This is a genomic window from Bradyrhizobium pachyrhizi (genome assembly GCF_029714545.1).
GTDB lineage: Bacteria > Pseudomonadota > Alphaproteobacteria > Rhizobiales > Xanthobacteraceae > Bradyrhizobium > Bradyrhizobium pachyrhizi.
Genome location: NZ_CP121667.1, coordinates 2,322,132 through 2,338,309, shown reverse-complemented (window position 1 = coordinate 2,338,309; position 16,178 = coordinate 2,322,132). Strand labels below are relative to the sequence as shown.

The window sequence follows — 16,178 nt, the reverse complement described above, 5'->3', positions numbered from 1 at the left end:
TTTGTCTTCTTGGCCAGTGGGAAGCATCGATGCTAGAACGTACAAATCCCCGCGCGATCAATTCCGGGCTTGCATCGATGTTCGACCTGAGCCAGCTTCGCTGCTTTGTCACGGTGGCCGAAGAATTGCATTTCGGCCGCGCCGCGGCGCGGCTCAATATGACCCAGCCGCCGCTGAGCCGGCAGATCCAGGTGCTCGAGCACATCATCGACGCGCCACTGCTGGAACGCACCAGCCGCTCAGTGCGGCTGACGCCGGCCGGACGCAGTTTCCTGCCCGAGGCGCGGCGCATCCTCAAGCTCGCGGAATCGGCCTCGCAGGTTGCCCGCCGCATCGCGCTCGGCAAGACCGGCTCGCTCAAGATCGGCTTCACCGCCGCGGCCGCCTACGGCTTCCTGCCCGACCTGATCGCGGCCTGCCGCTCGCGCCTGCCCGAGGTCGATTTTTCGCTGAAGGAGATGGTCTCCGGCGATCAGTTCGAGGCGCTCACCACCGGGCAGATCGATGCCGGCCTGCTGCGCCCGCCGATCGCGCGGCCGGAATTCGCCAGCCGGCGCGTCGTGGCCGAGCCGCTGCTCGCCGCGATCCCGAAGAAGCATCCGCTGGCCGCGGCCGAGACCGTCAGCATCAAGGATTTCGACGACCAGCCCTTCGTGATGTATTCGCCCTATGAGGCGCGCTATTTCCACGATCTGCTGGTGTCGATGTTCACGCGCGCCGACGTGCTGCCGCGCTATGTGCAGCATCTCAGCCAGATCCATTCGATCCTCGCCATGGTGCGCGCCGGGCTCGGCGTTGCGATCGTGCCCGAAGCGGCCGCCAGCCTGAAGATCGCGGAGGTCAAGCTGAAGCCGTTGAAGCTGCGATCACCCGTGCCGGTCGAGCTGTTCATGGTGTGGCGGCGCGATCACGAGAACCAGTTGCTGCCTTCGCTCATCGAGATCGCGACCGAAATCGCTGCGCCGCATCTGCGCGGCGATTGATGCAGAGTTAGCATCGCTCGATACCGCGTTTGGCTTGGACGCGCATCGAACCATTCCCTAGAAATTCCGCCATGGACGCGCGCTGCTCGCGCATCCCGTTCCCAACATCATCAGGAGTGGCGCCATGAGCAAGATGACCCCTCAGGAGATGGCCGCTAGAATCGGTGGCGGCCTCCTGTCCTTCCCCGTGACCCCGTTCAACGCGGACTATTCGTTCGACGAGGCGACCTATCGCGCCAACATGGACTGGCTGTGCGGCTATGACGTTGCCGGCCTGTTCGCCGCCGGCGGCACCGGCGAGTTCTTCTCGCTGACGCCGAGTGAAGTTCCCCACGTCGTGAAGATCGCGGTCGACGAGACCAAGGGCCGCGTTCCCGTGCTGGCCGGCACCGGCTACGGCACCGCGATCGCGCGCGAGATCGCGGTCGGCGCCGAGAAGGCCGGCGCCGACGGCCTGCTGCTGCTGCCGCCCTATCTCACCCATGCCGAGCAGGACGGCCTCGCCGCGCATGTCGAGGCGGTGTGCGCATCGGTCAAGATCGGCGTCATCGTCTACAACCGCGACAATGCGATCCTGCAACCCGATACGCTGGCGCGCCTCTGCGACCGCTGCCCGAACCTCGTCGGCTACAAGGACGGCATCGGCGATATCGAGCTGATGACCCGCGTCTACACCCGGCTCGGCGACCGCCTGACCTATATCGGCGGCCTGCCGACCGCGGAGACCTTCGCCCTGCCCTATCTCGACATGGGCGTGACCACCTATTCGTCGGCGGTGTTCAACTTCGTGCCGGAATTCGCCACCAGATTCTACGCCGCGGTGCGCCGGCGCGATCATCAGACCATCCATGCAGGCTTGAAGGATTTCATCCTGCCGCTGATCGCGATACGCAACCGCAAGAAGGGCTATGCGGTGTCGATCATCAAGGCCGGCATGAAGGTGATCGGCCGCGATTCCGGCCCGGTGCGCCCGCCGCTGACCGATCTCACCGAGCAGGAGATCGCCGAGCTCGCGGCCCTGGTAGCAAAGCTGCCGCAGGCCGCCGCGCAGCAGGCGGCAGAATAAGCCGAGCGGCCAGGAAAACAGCAAAAGACGAAGGGAGGAGCAGATGATCCAGGACACGATCCGCACCGGCTTTGCCGGCGCACCTGTTGTCACGGCGATGGAGGTGATCCCGGTCGCCGGCCGCGACGGCATGCTCCTCAATCTGAGCGGCGCGCATGCGCCGTTCTTCACCCGCAACCTCGTTATCCTCACCGACAACTCCGGCCACACCGGCGTCGGCGAGGTGCCGGGCGGCGAGAAGATCAAGAAGACGCTCGAGGACGCCCGCGACCTCGTCGTCGGCCAGACCATCGGCGCCTGCAACAACATCCTGGCCTCGATGCGCCAGGCCTTCGCCGATCGCGACGCCGGCGGCCGCGGCAAGCAGACCTTCGACCTCCGCGTCACCATCCATGCTGTGACCGCGGTGGAATCCGCGCTGCTCGATCTGCTCGGCCAGCATCTCAATCTCCCGGTCGCAGCGCTGCTTGGCGAAGGCCAGCAGCGCGCCAGCGTCGAGACGCTCGGCTATCTCTTCTTCGTCGGCGATCGCAGGAAGACCAACCTTCCTTACGTCGAGGGCGAGACCGGCAAGCCCGACTGGTTCGATCTGCGCCACCAGGTGGCAATGACGCCGGAGGCCGTGGTGCGGCTCGCCGAAGCGACGCAGGCGCATTACGGCTTTGCCGATTTCAAGCTCAAGGGCGGCGTGCTCAGGGGCGAAGAGGAGATCGAGGCCGTCACCGCAATTGCAAAACGCATCCCGAAGGCGCGTGTCACGCTCGACCCGAACGGCGCCTGGTCGCTCGACGAGGCGATCCGGCTGTGCAGCAACATGCATGGCGTACTCGCCTATGCCGAGGATCCCTGCGGTGCCGAGGCCGGCTTCTCCGGCCGCGAGATCATGGCCGAGTTCCGCCGCGCCACCGGGCTGCCGACTGCGACCAACATGATCGCGACCGACTGGCGGCAGCTCTCGCACGCACTGCGGCTTGGCGCAGTCGACATTCCGCTCGCCGATCCGCATTTCTGGACCATGCAGGGCTCGGTGCGGGTGGCGCAGACCTGCCGCGACAACGGCCTGACCTGGGGCTCGCACTCCAACAACCATTTCGATATTTCGCTGGCGATGTTCACCCATGTCGGCGCCGCCGCGCCCGGTAAGGTGACCGCGATCGACACCCACTGGATCTGGCAGGATGGCCAGGCGTTGACGCGCCAGCCGCTGCAGATCAAGGGCGGCAAGATCGCAATCCCGGATCGGCCGGGCCTCGGCATCGAGCTCGATCGCGGTGCCATCGAGGCCGCGAACGCGCTATACAAGCAGCATGGCCTCGGCGCCCGCGACGACGCGCTGGCCATGCAGTTCCTGATCCAGGGGTGGACCTTCGACGACAAGCGTCCCTGCCTCGTGCGCTAAACAAGAAAGGTTGGAAACATGACCGCTCACCAGAAGAACTTCATCGCCGGCGAATGGGTCGACGGAACAGGCATCACGCGGGACATCAACCCCTCCAACACCGGCGATGTCGTCGGCGAATACGCCAAGGCCGACAAGGCGCAGACCGAAAAGGCGATCGCCGCCGCGAAGGCCGCATTCCCGGCCTGGGCGCGCTCGACGCCGCAGGAACGCTTCGACGCGCTGACCAGGATCTCGGTCGAAATCCTCGCCCGCAAGGAAGAGCTTGGCCGCCTGCTCGCCCGCGAGGAAGGCAAGACGCTGCCGGAAGGCATCGGCGAGGTGGCGCGCGCCGGACAGATCTTTGCGTTCTTTGCCGGCGAAGCGCTGCGGCTGATGGGCGAGAAAGGCGCATCGGTGCGCCCCGGCCTCGACGTCGAGATCACCCGCGAGCCGGTCGGCGTCGTCGGCATGATCACGCCGTGGAACTTCCCGATCGCAATCCCGGCCTGGAAGATCGCGCCGGCGCTGTGTTACGGCAACGCGGTGGTGTTCAAGCCGGCCGAGCTGGTGCCGGGCTCCGCCCATGCGCTGTCCGAGATCATCGCGCGTTCCGGCATTCCGGCGGGGGTCTTCAACCTCGTGGTCGGCTCGGGCTCGGTGGTCGGCCAGACCCTGCTCGATCATCCCGACGTGGCCGCGATCTCCTTCACCGGTTCGGTGCAGACCGGCCGCAAGATCGCGCAGGCCTGCGTGCTCTCCAACCCCATGAAGAAGTTCCAGCTCGAGATGGGCGGCAAGAACCCGCTGGTCGTGCTCGACGACGCCGACGTGAAGGTCGCGGTCGAGGTCGCCGTCAACGGAGCCTATTTCTCGACCGGCCAGCGCTGCACGGCGTCCTCGCGCCTGATCGTCACCGCGGGTATTCACGACCGCTTCGTAGCCGCCATGACCGAGCGGATGAAGGGGCTTTCGGTGGACGACGCACTGAAGAGCGGCGTGCATGTCGGCCCGGTCGTCGACCAGAGCCAGCTCGACCAGGACCTGCGCTACATCAAGATCGGCCAGGATGAAGGCGCCCGCCTGCACTGGGGCGGCGAGCTGCTCAACCGCGAGACGCCCGGCTTCTATCTGCAGCCGGCACTGTTCACCGAGGCCAACAACCAGATGCGCATCGCACGCGAGGAGATCTTTGGCCCGGTCGCCTGCGTGATCCGCGCCAAGGATTATGAAGAGGCGCTGGCGATCTCCAACGACACCGAGTTCGGCCTCGCCTCGGGCATCTGCACGACCAGTCTGAAATACGCCTCGCACTACAAGCGCAACAGCGAGGCCGGCATGGTGATGGTCAACCTGCCGACCGCCGGCGTCGACTACCACGTCCCGTTCGGCGGCCGCAAAGGCTCGAGCTACGGCGCGCGCGAACAGGGTGCCTATGCCCGCGAGTTCTACACCACGGTGAAGACGGCCTACACGTTCCCGGGCTGAGGCTTGTGGCGTGGGTTAGCCGAAGGCGTAACTCACGATGGCCACAACGTACCAAACATGACGGGTTACGCCTTCGGCTAACCCGTCCTACAACTTCCGGAGTCCACGATGGACCAGTCGATCGGCGCGCAGGAGCAGCCCCGCTACATCAAGCTCAACGAGCGCGACAACGTCGCGATCGTCGTGAATGATTTCGGGCTGCCGGCCGGCTCCCGCTTCGCGTCGGGCCTGACGCTGCGCGCTTTCGTGCCGCAGGGCCACAAGACCGCGCTGGAAGACATCGCCGAAGGCGCTCCGATCATCCGCTATGGCGAGGTGATCGGCACGGCGCTGTCGCCGATCCTCGCCGGCGAATGGGTCGACGAGGCCCGCATCCGCATGCCCGACGCGCCGCCGCTCGATCAGCTCGAGATTGCGACCGCGGTGCCGCCGGCGCTGCCGCCACTCGAAGGCTTCACCTTCGAGGGCTATCGCAATCCCGATGGCTCGGTCGGCACCAAGAATATCCTCGGCATCTCCTCCTCCGTGCAATGCGTCAAGGGCACGATGGAATACGCAGTCAAGCGCATCCGCGCCGAGCTCTTGCCGAAATACCCCAACGTCGACGACGTCGTGCCGCTGACGCATGCCTATGGCTGCGGCGTCGCGATCACCGCACCCGACGCCGTGGTGCCGATCCGCACCCTGCAGAATCTCGCGCTCAATCCGAATTTCGGCGGCGAGATACTCGTCGTCGGCCTCGGCTGCGAGAAGCTCGCGCCGGAACGGCTGGTGCCGGAGGGCGTCGGCGACGCCATCGTGCGCATGCAGGACGAGGCCTTTGACGGCTTCGGCGCCATCGTCGACGCCATCATGACCCAGGCCGAGGCCCGGCTGAACGTGCTCAACGCCCGCAAGCGCGAGACCTGCCCGGCCGCCGATCTCGTGATCGGCCTGCAATGCGGCGGCAGCGACGCGTTCTCCGGCGTGACCGCGAACCCCGCGGTGGGCTTCGCCGCCGACCTGCTGGTGCGCGCCGGCGCGACCGTGATGTTCTCGGAAGTGACCGAGGTGCGCGACGCGATCCAGCTGCTGACTCGCCGCGCCGTCAACCAGGATGTCGGCCGCGCGCTGATCCGCGAGATGGAATGGTACGACGCCTATCTCGCCCGCGGCGGCGCCGACCGTAGCGCCAACACCACGCCAGGCAACAAGAAGGGCGGCCTTGCCAACATCGTCGAGAAGTCGCTCGGCTCGATCGTCAAGTCGGGCTCCGGCCCGATCGCGGGCGTGCTGTCGCCGGGCGAGAAGGCGCGGCAGAAGGGCATGCTGTTTGCGGCTACTCCCGCCAGCGACTTCATCTGCGGCACGCTGCAGCTCGCCTCCGGCATGACCTTGCAGGTGTTCACCACCGGCCGCGGCACGCCCTATGGCCTCGCCGCAGCCCCCGTCATCAAGGTCGCGACCCGCAGCGAGCTGGCACGGCGCTGGAAGGACCTGATCGATTTCGACGCCGGCTGCATCGCCAGCGGCGAGAAGACCATCGAGGAAACCGGCTGGGACCTGTTCCGTCTGATCCTCGACGTCGCGAGCGGTCGCACCCAGCCGTGGTCGGACCGCTGGGGCATCCACAACGATCTGACGCTGTTCAACCCGGCACCGGTGACCTGAGCATCCGCGGCTCCTTAACCACCCGTTAGCCACGTCCTGATCGGCCCGGGAACGTGGCAATTCGATTCAATTTGTCTGGGCATGGAGGCACACATGACCCGGACAACCAACGATCTCAGAGATCAGGCCGACCGCGCCGAGCGGCTGGCACGCACCGGCATAGACTCGTTGACGGTCGAGCGCCTGCGTGCCTACGCGGAGGAATGTCGCATCGCAGCGGCCGAGCGGGAGAGGCAATCGGGGGCATCACCACCGGCATAGATGTCCGGTCGTCAAAACGTCTTTAGGCCCCGCACTTCCTTGGCGGCGACCTTGATCAGCGGCTTGACCGCCTGCTCCTCTCGGCCGAGCACGACGCCCGAGGCAAAGGCGCTGGCGCGCTCCTTCCGATGCGGGGCCTTCAGCGCCGCATCGACCGCCAGCTCGCGGTGCGCGACAAAATCGTTGAGCGAGCCGAGCGCATCCTGGACCCGCTTCAGATGCCGGGACAGCCGCGCGAGTTGCTTGCGCTCACCCTTGCGCGAAAACAGGCTTTCGAAGAAGTCGATCGCGTATCTGAGCTTCTTGGCCCTGATGCGCAGCTTGTGCCGCTCCTCGGCCGACAGCTCGTCGAGACGCCGGCCATCCTTGCGCAGCTTCCTGATGCGGCGATGCAGCAGCGCGGCGGCGAATTCCTCGATCGGACCGCCTTCGTCCTCCGCGGCAATGGTCTGCCTTGCCTCGATCCATTGCAGCGTGTCGATCAGCATGGACCGATAGCGCCGCGAATTGACCGCGTGCCTCGCGCCGGCAAATGCGCGGTCGCGGCGACCGGAAAACTCCCGCCGGATCGCTTTGCCGCCGCGCCGGAGCAGCGCGTCATGCGATGCAGGCTCGATATCTTCCTTGACGAACACATCAAGCTCGCGCGCCGGCGCGAGCGCGTTGGTGAGCCACTTCAGCTGCGTCTTGATCTCCTCCGTCGGAGCTACGGTGAGGATCTTCGAGAACAGCGAGATCGCAGCGCGCAGCCGCCGCAACCCGACCCGCATTTGGTGAATGCCTTCCGCCTCGCCCTCGCGGACCGCGTCGGCATTCGACGAGAAGTGACGAAGCGCGCTGCGCGCGACCACCCGGAATGCCGCGCCGGCGGTAAGTCCGGCGTCGAGCACGATGCTCCCGGCGGAGACGACGACATGCTCCTCGCCATCGGCAAGTTCATAGCCGTGTTCGGCTTTCGAGCGCAGATCGAGCTCCGCCGCCGCCTTCCGCTCCAGCGCCCTGGCGACCCGGAACAGGTCGAGCGGGCGGCCGCTCTTGAGCTCGAGTTCGACCTCGTCGATTCGGCGCGAACGGTGCCCGGCCGTGGTGTAGCCGCGATCGATCGCGAGTTCGATCTCGCTGCGTTTGGTCCGCAGCGGCACGGTGATACGCCGCACCGACGTTTCGAACACCGGCTTCAGCTTGCGACGCAGCCTGCCAGACGCGAGCTTTTCGAGCGGCGTACCTTCAGCCTTGTCGAGGTCGAGGTTTCCGTCCGCCAGGTCAGTCTCCCATTCGCCCCGTTCAAACTGCGGACCCGCTCCCGACTTGATAGTCTGAACATAGTTGCCGCCATCGCGCCGCACGCGCAGCGTCAGTCCGTGCCGCTTGAGCTTGTGCTTCGCCGTGTCGAAATAGGTCGAGACGAGATCGCTCTCGGATGGTGCACCGCTCTTGCTGCCGGCGACCCGCGGTTTCTTCAGCCCCTTGAGCTTGCGCGCGGGAACGTGGAATTTGAGCTCCGTCTCGGCCGCCATCGTCGCTCCATGCCTGGGGCACCAAGCAGACGTCCGCCGTGACGAAGTCAGCGACGGACGTTCATGCTCACACAAGATCGCCTGAGTTGGCGTCAATCGTCGTCGTTATGGATGACGGTCTTGCTGCGATTGCCGAATTCGTCCCGCTTCTTGATGACCGTGGTCCGGTCATGGCGCGGCTCACGCTCCCTGATCACGGTGGTGCGATCACGATCGCGGTCGCGATACTCGGGCGCCCGACCAACGGTCACGCCCGCGCCGACGGGACCTGCGCGGACACCGATATCATCGGCGAACACAGGCGATGCGATCGCGGTCACCATGGCCGCGGCTAGCAGATACGTCCTCATGCCGTCTCTCCTCCTCCAGTTGCGATGTGAAGAAGGAACGTCGAGTGCGACACACCGTTCCTGTATCGACCGTGTTGCAGACATCGCGCGGGGAACTCGCTGAACAAGCATTCATCTGTGTGGCGAAATACCCATGTTCCACGCGTTGAATAGCCTGAATTGATGTCCCACGTCCTTAACTAATAGGAGGACGTTCCATGAAACAGTCACAGCACTTCCGCGACAATGCGGAGAACTGCGCGCAGCTTGCCGAGCGTGCCGACGACGCGCCGACCTACAATCGCTTCAAGCGAATGGAAGCGGCCTGGCGCGCGCTGGCAAAGGAACAGGACTGGCTCGACGGCGAGACTTCGCCATCGGAAAATGCAGCCTAGATCCAGCCCGGCCGTGGCGGCAAATGCGACGTCGCCACGGCTCGCGGCCTATTCGGCGCTGCGTTGCCGCTGCCAGCGCAACAGATAGGCCTGCAGCCGCCAGATGATCGCCGACAGCACCACACCGACCAGCATCAGCACCACGACAGCAACCATCATGCCCGAGGCCTCGCCGCGCGCCTCCGATTCGATGATGAGACGGCCGATGCCGCGCTCGGCGCCGATGAACTCGCCGACGATCACGCCGATCAGCGCGAAGGAGATCGCAGGCGTCAGCGAAGCGAACACCCAGGCCATGGTCGAGGGGATCACCACCGTCCGGGTGATCTGCCATTCGCTGGCGCCAAGCAGCCGCGCGGCATTGGTAAAGCCCTCGTCGATCGAGCGCGCGCCCTCGAAAGTGTTGAAGAACACCAGGAACACGACGACGATCCACGACGTCACGATCTTCGACATGTCGCCGATCCCGAACGCCAGCACGATGATCGGCGCCAGCGCGATCCGTGGGATCGAATTCACCGCAGTGATGAAGGGCTGAAAGATCGCGCTCAGCCGATCGGATCGTCCCAGGATCAGCCCGGCGACGAAGCCGCTGACCACGCCGGTAACGAAGCCGAAGAAGGTATTCTTCAGGGTGATGGCGGTCGCGGCCCAGAGGTTGTTCTCGTTGCGCGCCAGGCACTTTCCGAAGTCGCCGTTGAACCAGCTGTTGAAGGCGCCGAGCTTCGAGGTCAGGCAGCTCTGGATCAGGAAGTTGTCGAAGATCATCGACGGCTTCGAGATGAAGTAGGGATCGAGCAGGTCGGGCACCAGCCAGGGCAGCTTGGTGCGGAGGTCGTAGCCCCATTGCCAGACCGACAGCACGACGGCGCAGATCAGGACCTGCCAGCCGACCGTGCCGAGCGTGCCGTATCTCTTCATGCGCTGCGGCCCTTGACGAATTCCTCGCCCAGCGAATGCCAGATGTGCTGGAACAGCTCGGCATAATGCGGGGTCTCTCGCACCTTCACCGCATCGCGCGGCCGCGCGAAGTCGACCTCGAACATGTCCTTGATCCGGCCCGGCCGCGCCGAGAACAGGATGATGCGGTCGGCCAATGTCAGCGCCTCGCCGAGATCGTGGGTCACGAACAGCACGGTCTGCTGCTCGCGTTCCCAGATCCGGAGCAGCACCTCGTGCATGTCGATCTTGGTGTGGGTATCGAGCGCGCCGAACGGCTCGTCCATCAACAAGATCTGCGGCTCGACGATCAGCGTCCGCATCAGCGCCGCGCGCTGGCGCATGCCGCCCGACAGCGCCGACGGATAGGCGTTCTCGAATCCCTTCAGGCCCGCCTGCGCGACGCATTCGGCGATGCGCTCCTTCCGTTCGTGAGCCGGCACGCCTGATAGCTCCAGCCCGTAGCCGATATTGTCGCCGACGGTCCGCCATGGAAACAGCGTGTCGCGCTGGAACACATAGCCGACATTGGGCGTCGCCTTGCCGGCGACGACGCGCTTGCCGTCGATCAGGATCTCGCCACCGGTCGGGCGGATCAGCGAGGCGATCATGTTGAGCACGGTGCTCTTGCCGGAGCCCGACGGCCCGAGCAGCGCGACGAACTCGCCGCGGCGGACGTCGAAGGTCACGTCGCGCACGGCCTCGATCGTGGTTTTGGCGAGCTGGAACGACTTGCTCAGGCCCTTGACCTCGACGCGGCGATCGGCCGAGGCGCGCGGCGATACGGTTGCGCTTGTCTCGAGCGCGCTCAACCCGGATAGGCCTTTCGCGCCGCTTCGATGAGGTTCGAGTTGACCACGTCGGCGATCTTGAGCGGCTTGATGCCGGTCATCTCGCGGAACCAGACCTTCTCGCCGCGCGCGAAGCTTGCGGCGTCGATCGAGCCCTCATAGTCCGCGACCTTCTGGATCGACGTGATCTCCAGCAGATTGGCCTCGCGCGAGGTGCTGCCGACATAGGGCTCGATGGCGTCATAGACCTCGGTCGGCTTGTGGGTCTTGATCCATTGCGACGCGCGCCACAGCGCGGTGACGTAGGCCTGCATCTTGGCCGGGTCCTTGTCGATGGTGGCCTGCAGCGTGAAATGTGCGGTCACCGGCACCTTGCCGCCGATATGCTTGTTCCAGATCGCCTCATCGGTGCCGTCGAACAGCAATTCGCCCCAGCCCTGCTGCTGTGCCTCGTTCAACAGCGACAGCGAGCTGACGAGGATGTCGACCTGCTTCGACTTCAGCGATCCCAGCATGGTGTCGACATTGCCGGTGCCGATCCAGGTCACCTTGTCGTCGAGCCCCATGGTTTCCATGTAGTAGGACGACCAGACATGGTTGGTGCCGCCGAGCGAGGACACCGAGACGATCGGCTTGCGGCCGTCGGGCCGCTTCCATTGCGTGAAGGCCTCCAGCGAGTTGATGCCCTGGTCCTTCAGGTCCTTGCGGATAATGAACATCACCGAGTTCGATCGCGTGTCGACCGGCAACAGCACGCGCGCGGCGCGGCCGTGATTGGTCAGTTGCATCGGATGGGTGACGTCGCCGATACCGATATCGCCCTGCGACGAGGCGATGATCTCGCGGGTCTTCACGCCGCTGCCGCCCTGCACCAGCTTGCAGTCGAGCCCGGCCTCCTTGAAGTAGCCGATACGATCGGCGACGAACTGCGTCTGATAGACCGGCACCGCGACCGGATAGATTGCGCGGCCCGCGGCCGCCTGCGCCCACGCACGCCCGGTCGCTAGCGCGGCGCCGCCGGCGGCGATCACCGTCAGCGCCGATCGCCTTGAAATGTGGGGCATGGTGAGGCGCGCCATCACGCGTGCTCCTTGGCCGAGATCTTGTCGAGCGCGCCGAGCACCGCATCGCCCATCTGGACAGTCGACAGCTTTTTCGCCCCGGCCTCGGCGATATCGGCCGTGCGCGCGCCGGAGGCCAGCGCGGTCTGCACCGCCTTCTCGAGCAGGTCGGCGTCCTCGGGCCGGTTCAGCGTCAGGCGCAGCAGCATCGCGACGCTGAGGATCGAGCCGAGCGGATTGGCGATGCCCTTGCCCGCGATATCGGGCGCGCTGCCATGCACCGGTTCATACAGCGCCTTGCGGCGGCCGAAGCGATCGACCGGGCCGAGCGAGGCCGACGGCAGCATGCCGAGCGAGCCCGAAGCCATCGCCGCGCAGTCGGACAGGATGTCGCCGAAGATGTTGCCGGTCACCATGACGTCGAACTGCCGCGGCTCGCGCACGATCTGCATTGCGGCGTTGTCGACATAGAGATGGGCCAGCTCGACGTCGGAGAACTCCTCCTTGTGCAGCTTGATCACCTCCTCGCGCCAGACCACGCTGGTCTCCAGCACATTGGCCTTGTCGACCGAGCAGACCTTGTTGCGCCGGGTCCGCGCCAGCTCGAAGGCCGAGCGCGCGACGCGGCGGATCTGGTTCGTGGTGTATTGCTCGGTGTTGAAGCCGCGGCGCTGGCCGTCGGGCAGTGTCTCGATGCCGCGCGGCTCGCCGAAATAGATGCCGCTCGTCAGTTCGCGGATGATGACGAAATCGACGCCGTCGAGCACCTCGGCCTTGAGCGGCGCGGAGGCCGACAGTGCCGGGCTCGCCACGATCGGCCGCAGATTGGCATAGAGATCGTATTTGCTGCGCAGGCCCAGCAGACTGCCGGCCTTGCGTGCCGCGGCCGGCACTTCGGTCGTCTCCGGCCCGCCGGTCGCGCCCCACAGGATGGCGTCGGCCTCGTCCATCGCCTCCGCGGTATCCTCGGGCAGCACCTTGCCGGTCGCCAGATACGGGATCAGGCCGTATTGCGCCTCGCGCAAGGTCATCGGCACGTTACGTTTCGCCGCGAACCAGTCGAGCACGCGACGCGACTGCGCGGTGACCTCGGGGCCGATACCCTCGCCGCCGACGACGGCGACCTTGACCATGTTGGATTGCGTGCTCATACCGGTGTCCTTGAAGCGGGTGTCCTTGTCGAATGAATCCATGGCCGCGCCGCGCGGTCGGAGGCCTGGAAAGCGTGGATCTCGTCGTCGCGCTGCAGCGTCAGCGCCACCTCGTCGAGCCCCTTCAACAGCCCCTCGCGCCGCCGCGGATCGATCTCGAACGAATGCCGCGCGCCCGACGGCGAGACGATGGTCTGGGCCTCGAGGTCGATCGAGACCTTACCCGCGCCCTGCGTCGCCTCGATGTCGGCGGCAAGCTGATCGACCACCGCCTTGTCTACGATGACGGGCAGGATGCCGTTCTGGAAGCAGTTGGCGAAGAAGATGTCGCCAAAGCCGGAGCCGATGATGGCGCGGATGCCGCGCTCCTGCAGCGACCACACCGCGCCCTCGCGCGAGGAGCCGCAGCCGAAATTCGGTCCGGTCACCAAGATCTCCGCCTCCCGGTACGGCTCGCGGTTCAGGATGAACTCCGGATTCTCCGAGCCGTCGGGCAGATAGCGCAGCGAGCCGAACGCCCATTTGCCGAGCGTGCCGCGGATCGAGTTGCCCACCAGCCGCTCGATGCGGATGATGACGTCGGTATCGATATTGCCGCGCATGATCGGCGCGGCGGTTGCGGTGAGCTTGTCGAACGATTTTGGCATGCTCTAGCGTCCCATCATCCTGACATCGGCGATCGCGCCGGCAATGGCGGACGCTGCGGCGCTCGCGGGGCTCGCCAGATGCGTCCGCGCGCGCGGCCCCTGCCGGCCGACGAAATTGCGGTTCGAGGTCGAGACCGAGCGCTGCCCGGGCGCCACCACCTCGCCATTGGCGGCAAGGCACATCGAGCAACCCGGCTCCCGCCACTCGAAGCCGGCGTCGATGAAGATCTTGTCGAGCCCTTCGGCGACCGCCTCGCGCTTGACATTCTCCGAACCCGGCACCACCCAGGCGCGGACCCCGGCCGCGACCTTGCGGCCGCGGGCAACCTCGGCCGCGGCGCGCAGATCGCTGAGCCGGCTGTTGGTGCAGGAGCCGATGAACACCCAATCGACCGGCGTGCCGGCGATCGGCGCCCCGCCTTGCAGGCCCATATACTCCAGCGCGGTCTCGATCGCGGCGCGCCGCAAGGGATCGTCGACCGCATTCGGATCGGGAATCACGCCATCGACGCCGACGACGTGCTCGGGGCTGATGCCCCAGGTCACCTGCGGGATGATCTTCTCGACATCGATCACGACCTCGCGGTCGAACACCGCGTCGGGATCGCTCGGCAGTTCGCGCCACGCTTTCACCGCGAGATCCCACATCTCGCCTTGCGGCGCATAGGGACGGCCGCGGAGAAATTCGAACGTCTTCTCGTCCGGTGCCACCATGCCCATCTTGGCGCCGAGCTCGATCGAGAGGTTGCAGATAGTGAGCCGGCCCTCGATCGGCAGCGCGCGGATCGCACTGCCGGCATATTCGACTGCATAGCCGGTGCCGCCGGCGGCGCCGATATGGCCGATCAGCGCCAGGATCATGTCCTTGGCGGTGACGCCGAGCGGCAGCTTGCCCTCGAAGCGCGCGCGCATCGTCTTCGGGCGGCGCTGGATCAGCGCCTGCGTCGCCAGCACATGGGTGAGCTCGCTCGATCCGATGCCGAAGGCGAGCGCCCCTAAGCCGCCATGGGTGCAGGTGTGGCTGTCGCCGCAGACGATGGTCGCGCCCGGCAGGCTCAAGCCGAGTTCCGGACCGATGACGTGGACGATGCCCTGGCCGGGCTGGTCGACGTCGAACAGCGTGATGCCGCTCGCCGAGGTCTCGACCCGCAGCGCCGCCAGCAATTCCAGTCCGATCTTGCTGGTTCCGGCGCGGCCGGGCGCCGTGGACAGCGCGTGATCCGGCGTTGCAAAGGTCAGTTCGGGATTGTGGACCTTGAGGCCCCGGCTCTTCAGATCGAGCAGGCCGCGCGAACCACCGAGATCGTGCAGCAGATGGCGGTCGATATGAAGGAGGTCTGTGTCTTCGCTGAGGCGAGCAATGACATGCTGGCCCCAGATCTTCTCGAGCAAACTTCGGCCGGGCATCCGCCTTCCCCTGCTCTCTGCGTTTCCATGCGCCTTGATCTAATTGGCGCCAATCTGGGCCAAAGTTGTCGTCAAGTGAAGCAGTTTTGCCTTAACATCACATATGTGATGGAAGTGCGGTACTTGCCCCACCGAGGAGCCAGCCATGCCGAATCTGAATAAGACGGCCATCGTCAAGTCGGCCATGCGGACGTTTGCAGTTCTGGAGTTCTTTCGGAAAACAAAGCGGGCTGCTTCCGTGACTGAAATATCGTCCGCGCTGGAGATGCCCCAATCGAGCACGTCCGTGTTGCTTCGCTGTCTCGTTGAATTGAACTACCTGGAATACGAGCGAAAGACCCGACGTTTCATCCCGAGCTACCGGGTCAATCTGCTCGGTGATTGGATCCGTCGTTCTCCGTTCCGTGATACCAAGCTCACCGATCTGATGGAGGAACTCTGGACCGCGACGGGCGGCGAAACCGTCATGCTTGGGCAACAGGCCGGCGCGGCCGGGATGCAATATCTGCACGTGGTCCCTGGCGGCTCTCAGCTTCAGTACACTGCACAGGCCGGTCAAATACGGCCGATGGTTCGGACCGCGCTCGGACATGTGCTGCTGAGCCAAATGCCGAACACCAAAATTCGCGGCATTATCCGTCGCAACAACGCCGAGGAGCCCAGTCAGTCGGCGCGCGTTCGCGAATCCGCCTTTCTCGAGGAGGTCGAGCGCATTCGCCGCCGCGGCTTTTCCGAGTCAGGCGGCCGCACGACGCCGGGCGCAAACACAATAGGCATGCTCGTTCCCCTGCCAAAGCGACGCGCTCCGCTGGCCATCGGCATCGGCGGCCCCATCGAACGTATCGCGGCAAAGCGCTCGCACATCATTGAAGTCATGCAGAGCCGGCTGAAGGAATTGACGGAGGAAGCCGGGCCAAGATTCGTTGAGAAATGACCTCTCGGGACGCATGACGCGTCGTGCGGATGGCAAAGCCGCAGCCCGGATGGAGCCAATGGGTCGCTCGAACGCGCGCCCGATGACAGGCTTCGCGCAATCCGGATTACGCGACGGCACAACACACTCGATGTCGTCCCGGCGAAAGCCGGGACCCATAACCACGAACGCCTGTTGCCTT

At 65.5% G+C, this 16,178-nt stretch carries 16 protein-coding genes; 8 read left to right on the top strand and 8 right to left on the bottom strand.

All coding sequences use genetic code 11. The annotated features are described in order from the left end of the window. Window positions 1–77: 77 nt before the first annotated feature. The 6 genes from QA639_RS10705 to QA639_RS10680 all read left to right on the top strand — a co-directional run bounded on the left by QA639_RS10705 (window position 78) and on the right by QA639_RS10680 (window position 6,826). Entirely contained in the window at window positions 78–983 is a 906-nt protein-coding gene (locus tag QA639_RS10705) for a LysR family transcriptional regulator (protein WP_028333278.1), read from the top strand. A 124-nt stretch (window positions 984–1,107) separates the two neighbouring features. Beyond that, window positions 1,108–2,049 (top strand): 5-dehydro-4-deoxyglucarate dehydratase, encoded by a 942-nt coding sequence (gene kdgD / locus QA639_RS10700; protein WP_157340584.1) that lies wholly within the window; start codon window positions 1,108–1,110, stop codon window positions 2,047–2,049. A gap of 43 nt (window positions 2,050–2,092) precedes the next feature. Then, window positions 2,093–3,448 carry a glucarate dehydratase gene (gene gudD, locus QA639_RS10695; RefSeq protein WP_283089744.1) on the top strand — a complete coding sequence of 452 codons (1,356 nt, stop codon included), beginning with the start codon at window positions 2,093–2,095 and terminating at the stop codon, window positions 3,446–3,448. A gap of 18 nt (window positions 3,449–3,466) precedes the next feature. Continuing rightward, entirely contained in the window at window positions 3,467–4,915 is a 1,449-nt protein-coding gene (locus QA639_RS10690; protein WP_283089743.1) for an aldehyde dehydrogenase family protein, read from the top strand. Between the two features lie 108 nt (window positions 4,916–5,023). Further along, the gene (gene garD / locus QA639_RS10685; RefSeq protein WP_028333282.1) at window positions 5,024–6,565 is read left to right on the top strand and encodes a galactarate dehydratase; all 1,542 of its coding nucleotides are present in this window, start codon (window positions 5,024–5,026) and stop codon (window positions 6,563–6,565) included. Window positions 6,566–6,658: 93 nt separating this feature from the next. After that, a complete protein-coding gene (locus QA639_RS10680) occupies window positions 6,659–6,826 on the top strand; it encodes a hypothetical protein (protein ID WP_410712152.1) in 168 nt (55 codons plus the stop codon). An 11-nt stretch (window positions 6,827–6,837) separates the two neighbouring features. Here the strand turns inward: QA639_RS10680 and QA639_RS10675 are convergent, their stop codons facing one another. Both QA639_RS10675 and QA639_RS10670 read right to left on the bottom strand, forming a co-directional pair. Beyond that, a complete protein-coding gene (locus QA639_RS10675; protein ID WP_050387436.1) occupies window positions 6,838–8,343 on the bottom strand; it encodes a CYTH and CHAD domain-containing protein in 1,506 nt (501 codons plus the stop codon). A gap of 92 nt (window positions 8,344–8,435) precedes the next feature. Next, window positions 8,436–8,693, bottom strand: a complete 258-nt coding sequence (locus QA639_RS10670; protein ID WP_028333285.1) for a hypothetical protein — start codon at window positions 8,691–8,693, stop codon at window positions 8,436–8,438. Between the two features lie 197 nt (window positions 8,694–8,890). Here QA639_RS10670 and QA639_RS10665 point away from each other — a divergent pair, with 197 nt between their 5' ends. Continuing rightward, window positions 8,891–9,067: a hypothetical protein gene (locus QA639_RS10665; protein WP_167350459.1), complete on the top strand. Its 177-nt coding sequence runs from the start codon at window positions 8,891–8,893 to the stop codon at window positions 9,065–9,067. A 48-nt stretch (window positions 9,068–9,115) separates the two neighbouring features. On the opposite strand, the gene QA639_RS10660 is transcribed toward QA639_RS10665, so the two are convergent. From QA639_RS10660 to leuC, 6 genes are read right to left on the bottom strand one after another with little or no spacing between them, the layout of a single operon-like run. Beyond that, window positions 9,116–9,988: an ABC transporter permease gene (locus QA639_RS10660; protein ID WP_028333286.1), complete on the bottom strand. Its 873-nt coding sequence runs from the start codon at window positions 9,986–9,988 to the stop codon at window positions 9,116–9,118. Then, window positions 9,985–10,818, bottom strand: coding sequence for an ABC transporter ATP-binding protein (locus tag QA639_RS10655; protein WP_051376069.1), 834 nt, complete (start codon window positions 10,816–10,818; stop codon window positions 9,985–9,987). Before QA639_RS10655 ends, QA639_RS10660 begins: the two co-directional genes overlap by 4 nt. After that, on the bottom strand, window positions 10,815–11,876 hold the full coding sequence (locus tag QA639_RS10650) for an ABC transporter substrate-binding protein (RefSeq protein ID WP_141340739.1): 1,062 nt from the start codon (window positions 11,874–11,876) through the stop codon (window positions 10,815–10,817). Before QA639_RS10650 ends, QA639_RS10655 begins: the two co-directional genes overlap by 4 nt. After that, window positions 11,876–13,009 (bottom strand): 3-isopropylmalate dehydrogenase, encoded by a 1,134-nt coding sequence (gene leuB, locus QA639_RS10645; protein ID WP_082190804.1) that lies wholly within the window; start codon window positions 13,007–13,009, stop codon window positions 11,876–11,878. The genes QA639_RS10650 and leuB overlap by 1 nt, the downstream gene beginning before the upstream one ends. Then, window positions 13,006–13,656: a 3-isopropylmalate dehydratase small subunit gene (leuD, locus tag QA639_RS10640; RefSeq protein WP_283089742.1), complete on the bottom strand. Its 651-nt coding sequence runs from the start codon at window positions 13,654–13,656 to the stop codon at window positions 13,006–13,008. The genes leuB and leuD overlap by 4 nt, the downstream gene beginning before the upstream one ends. 3 nt (window positions 13,657–13,659) lie before the next feature. Continuing rightward, complete coding sequence (gene leuC / locus QA639_RS10635; protein ID WP_050387440.1) at window positions 13,660–15,063, bottom strand: 3-isopropylmalate dehydratase large subunit; 1,404 nt, start codon at window positions 15,061–15,063, stop codon at window positions 13,660–13,662. A gap of 145 nt (window positions 15,064–15,208) precedes the next feature. On the opposite strand from leuC, the gene QA639_RS10630 reads away from it, so the two are divergent. Next, the gene (locus tag QA639_RS10630; protein WP_028333292.1) at window positions 15,209–15,997 is read left to right on the top strand and encodes an IclR family transcriptional regulator; all 789 of its coding nucleotides are present in this window, start codon (window positions 15,209–15,211) and stop codon (window positions 15,995–15,997) included. The last annotated feature ends 181 nt before the right edge of the window (window positions 15,998–16,178 follow it).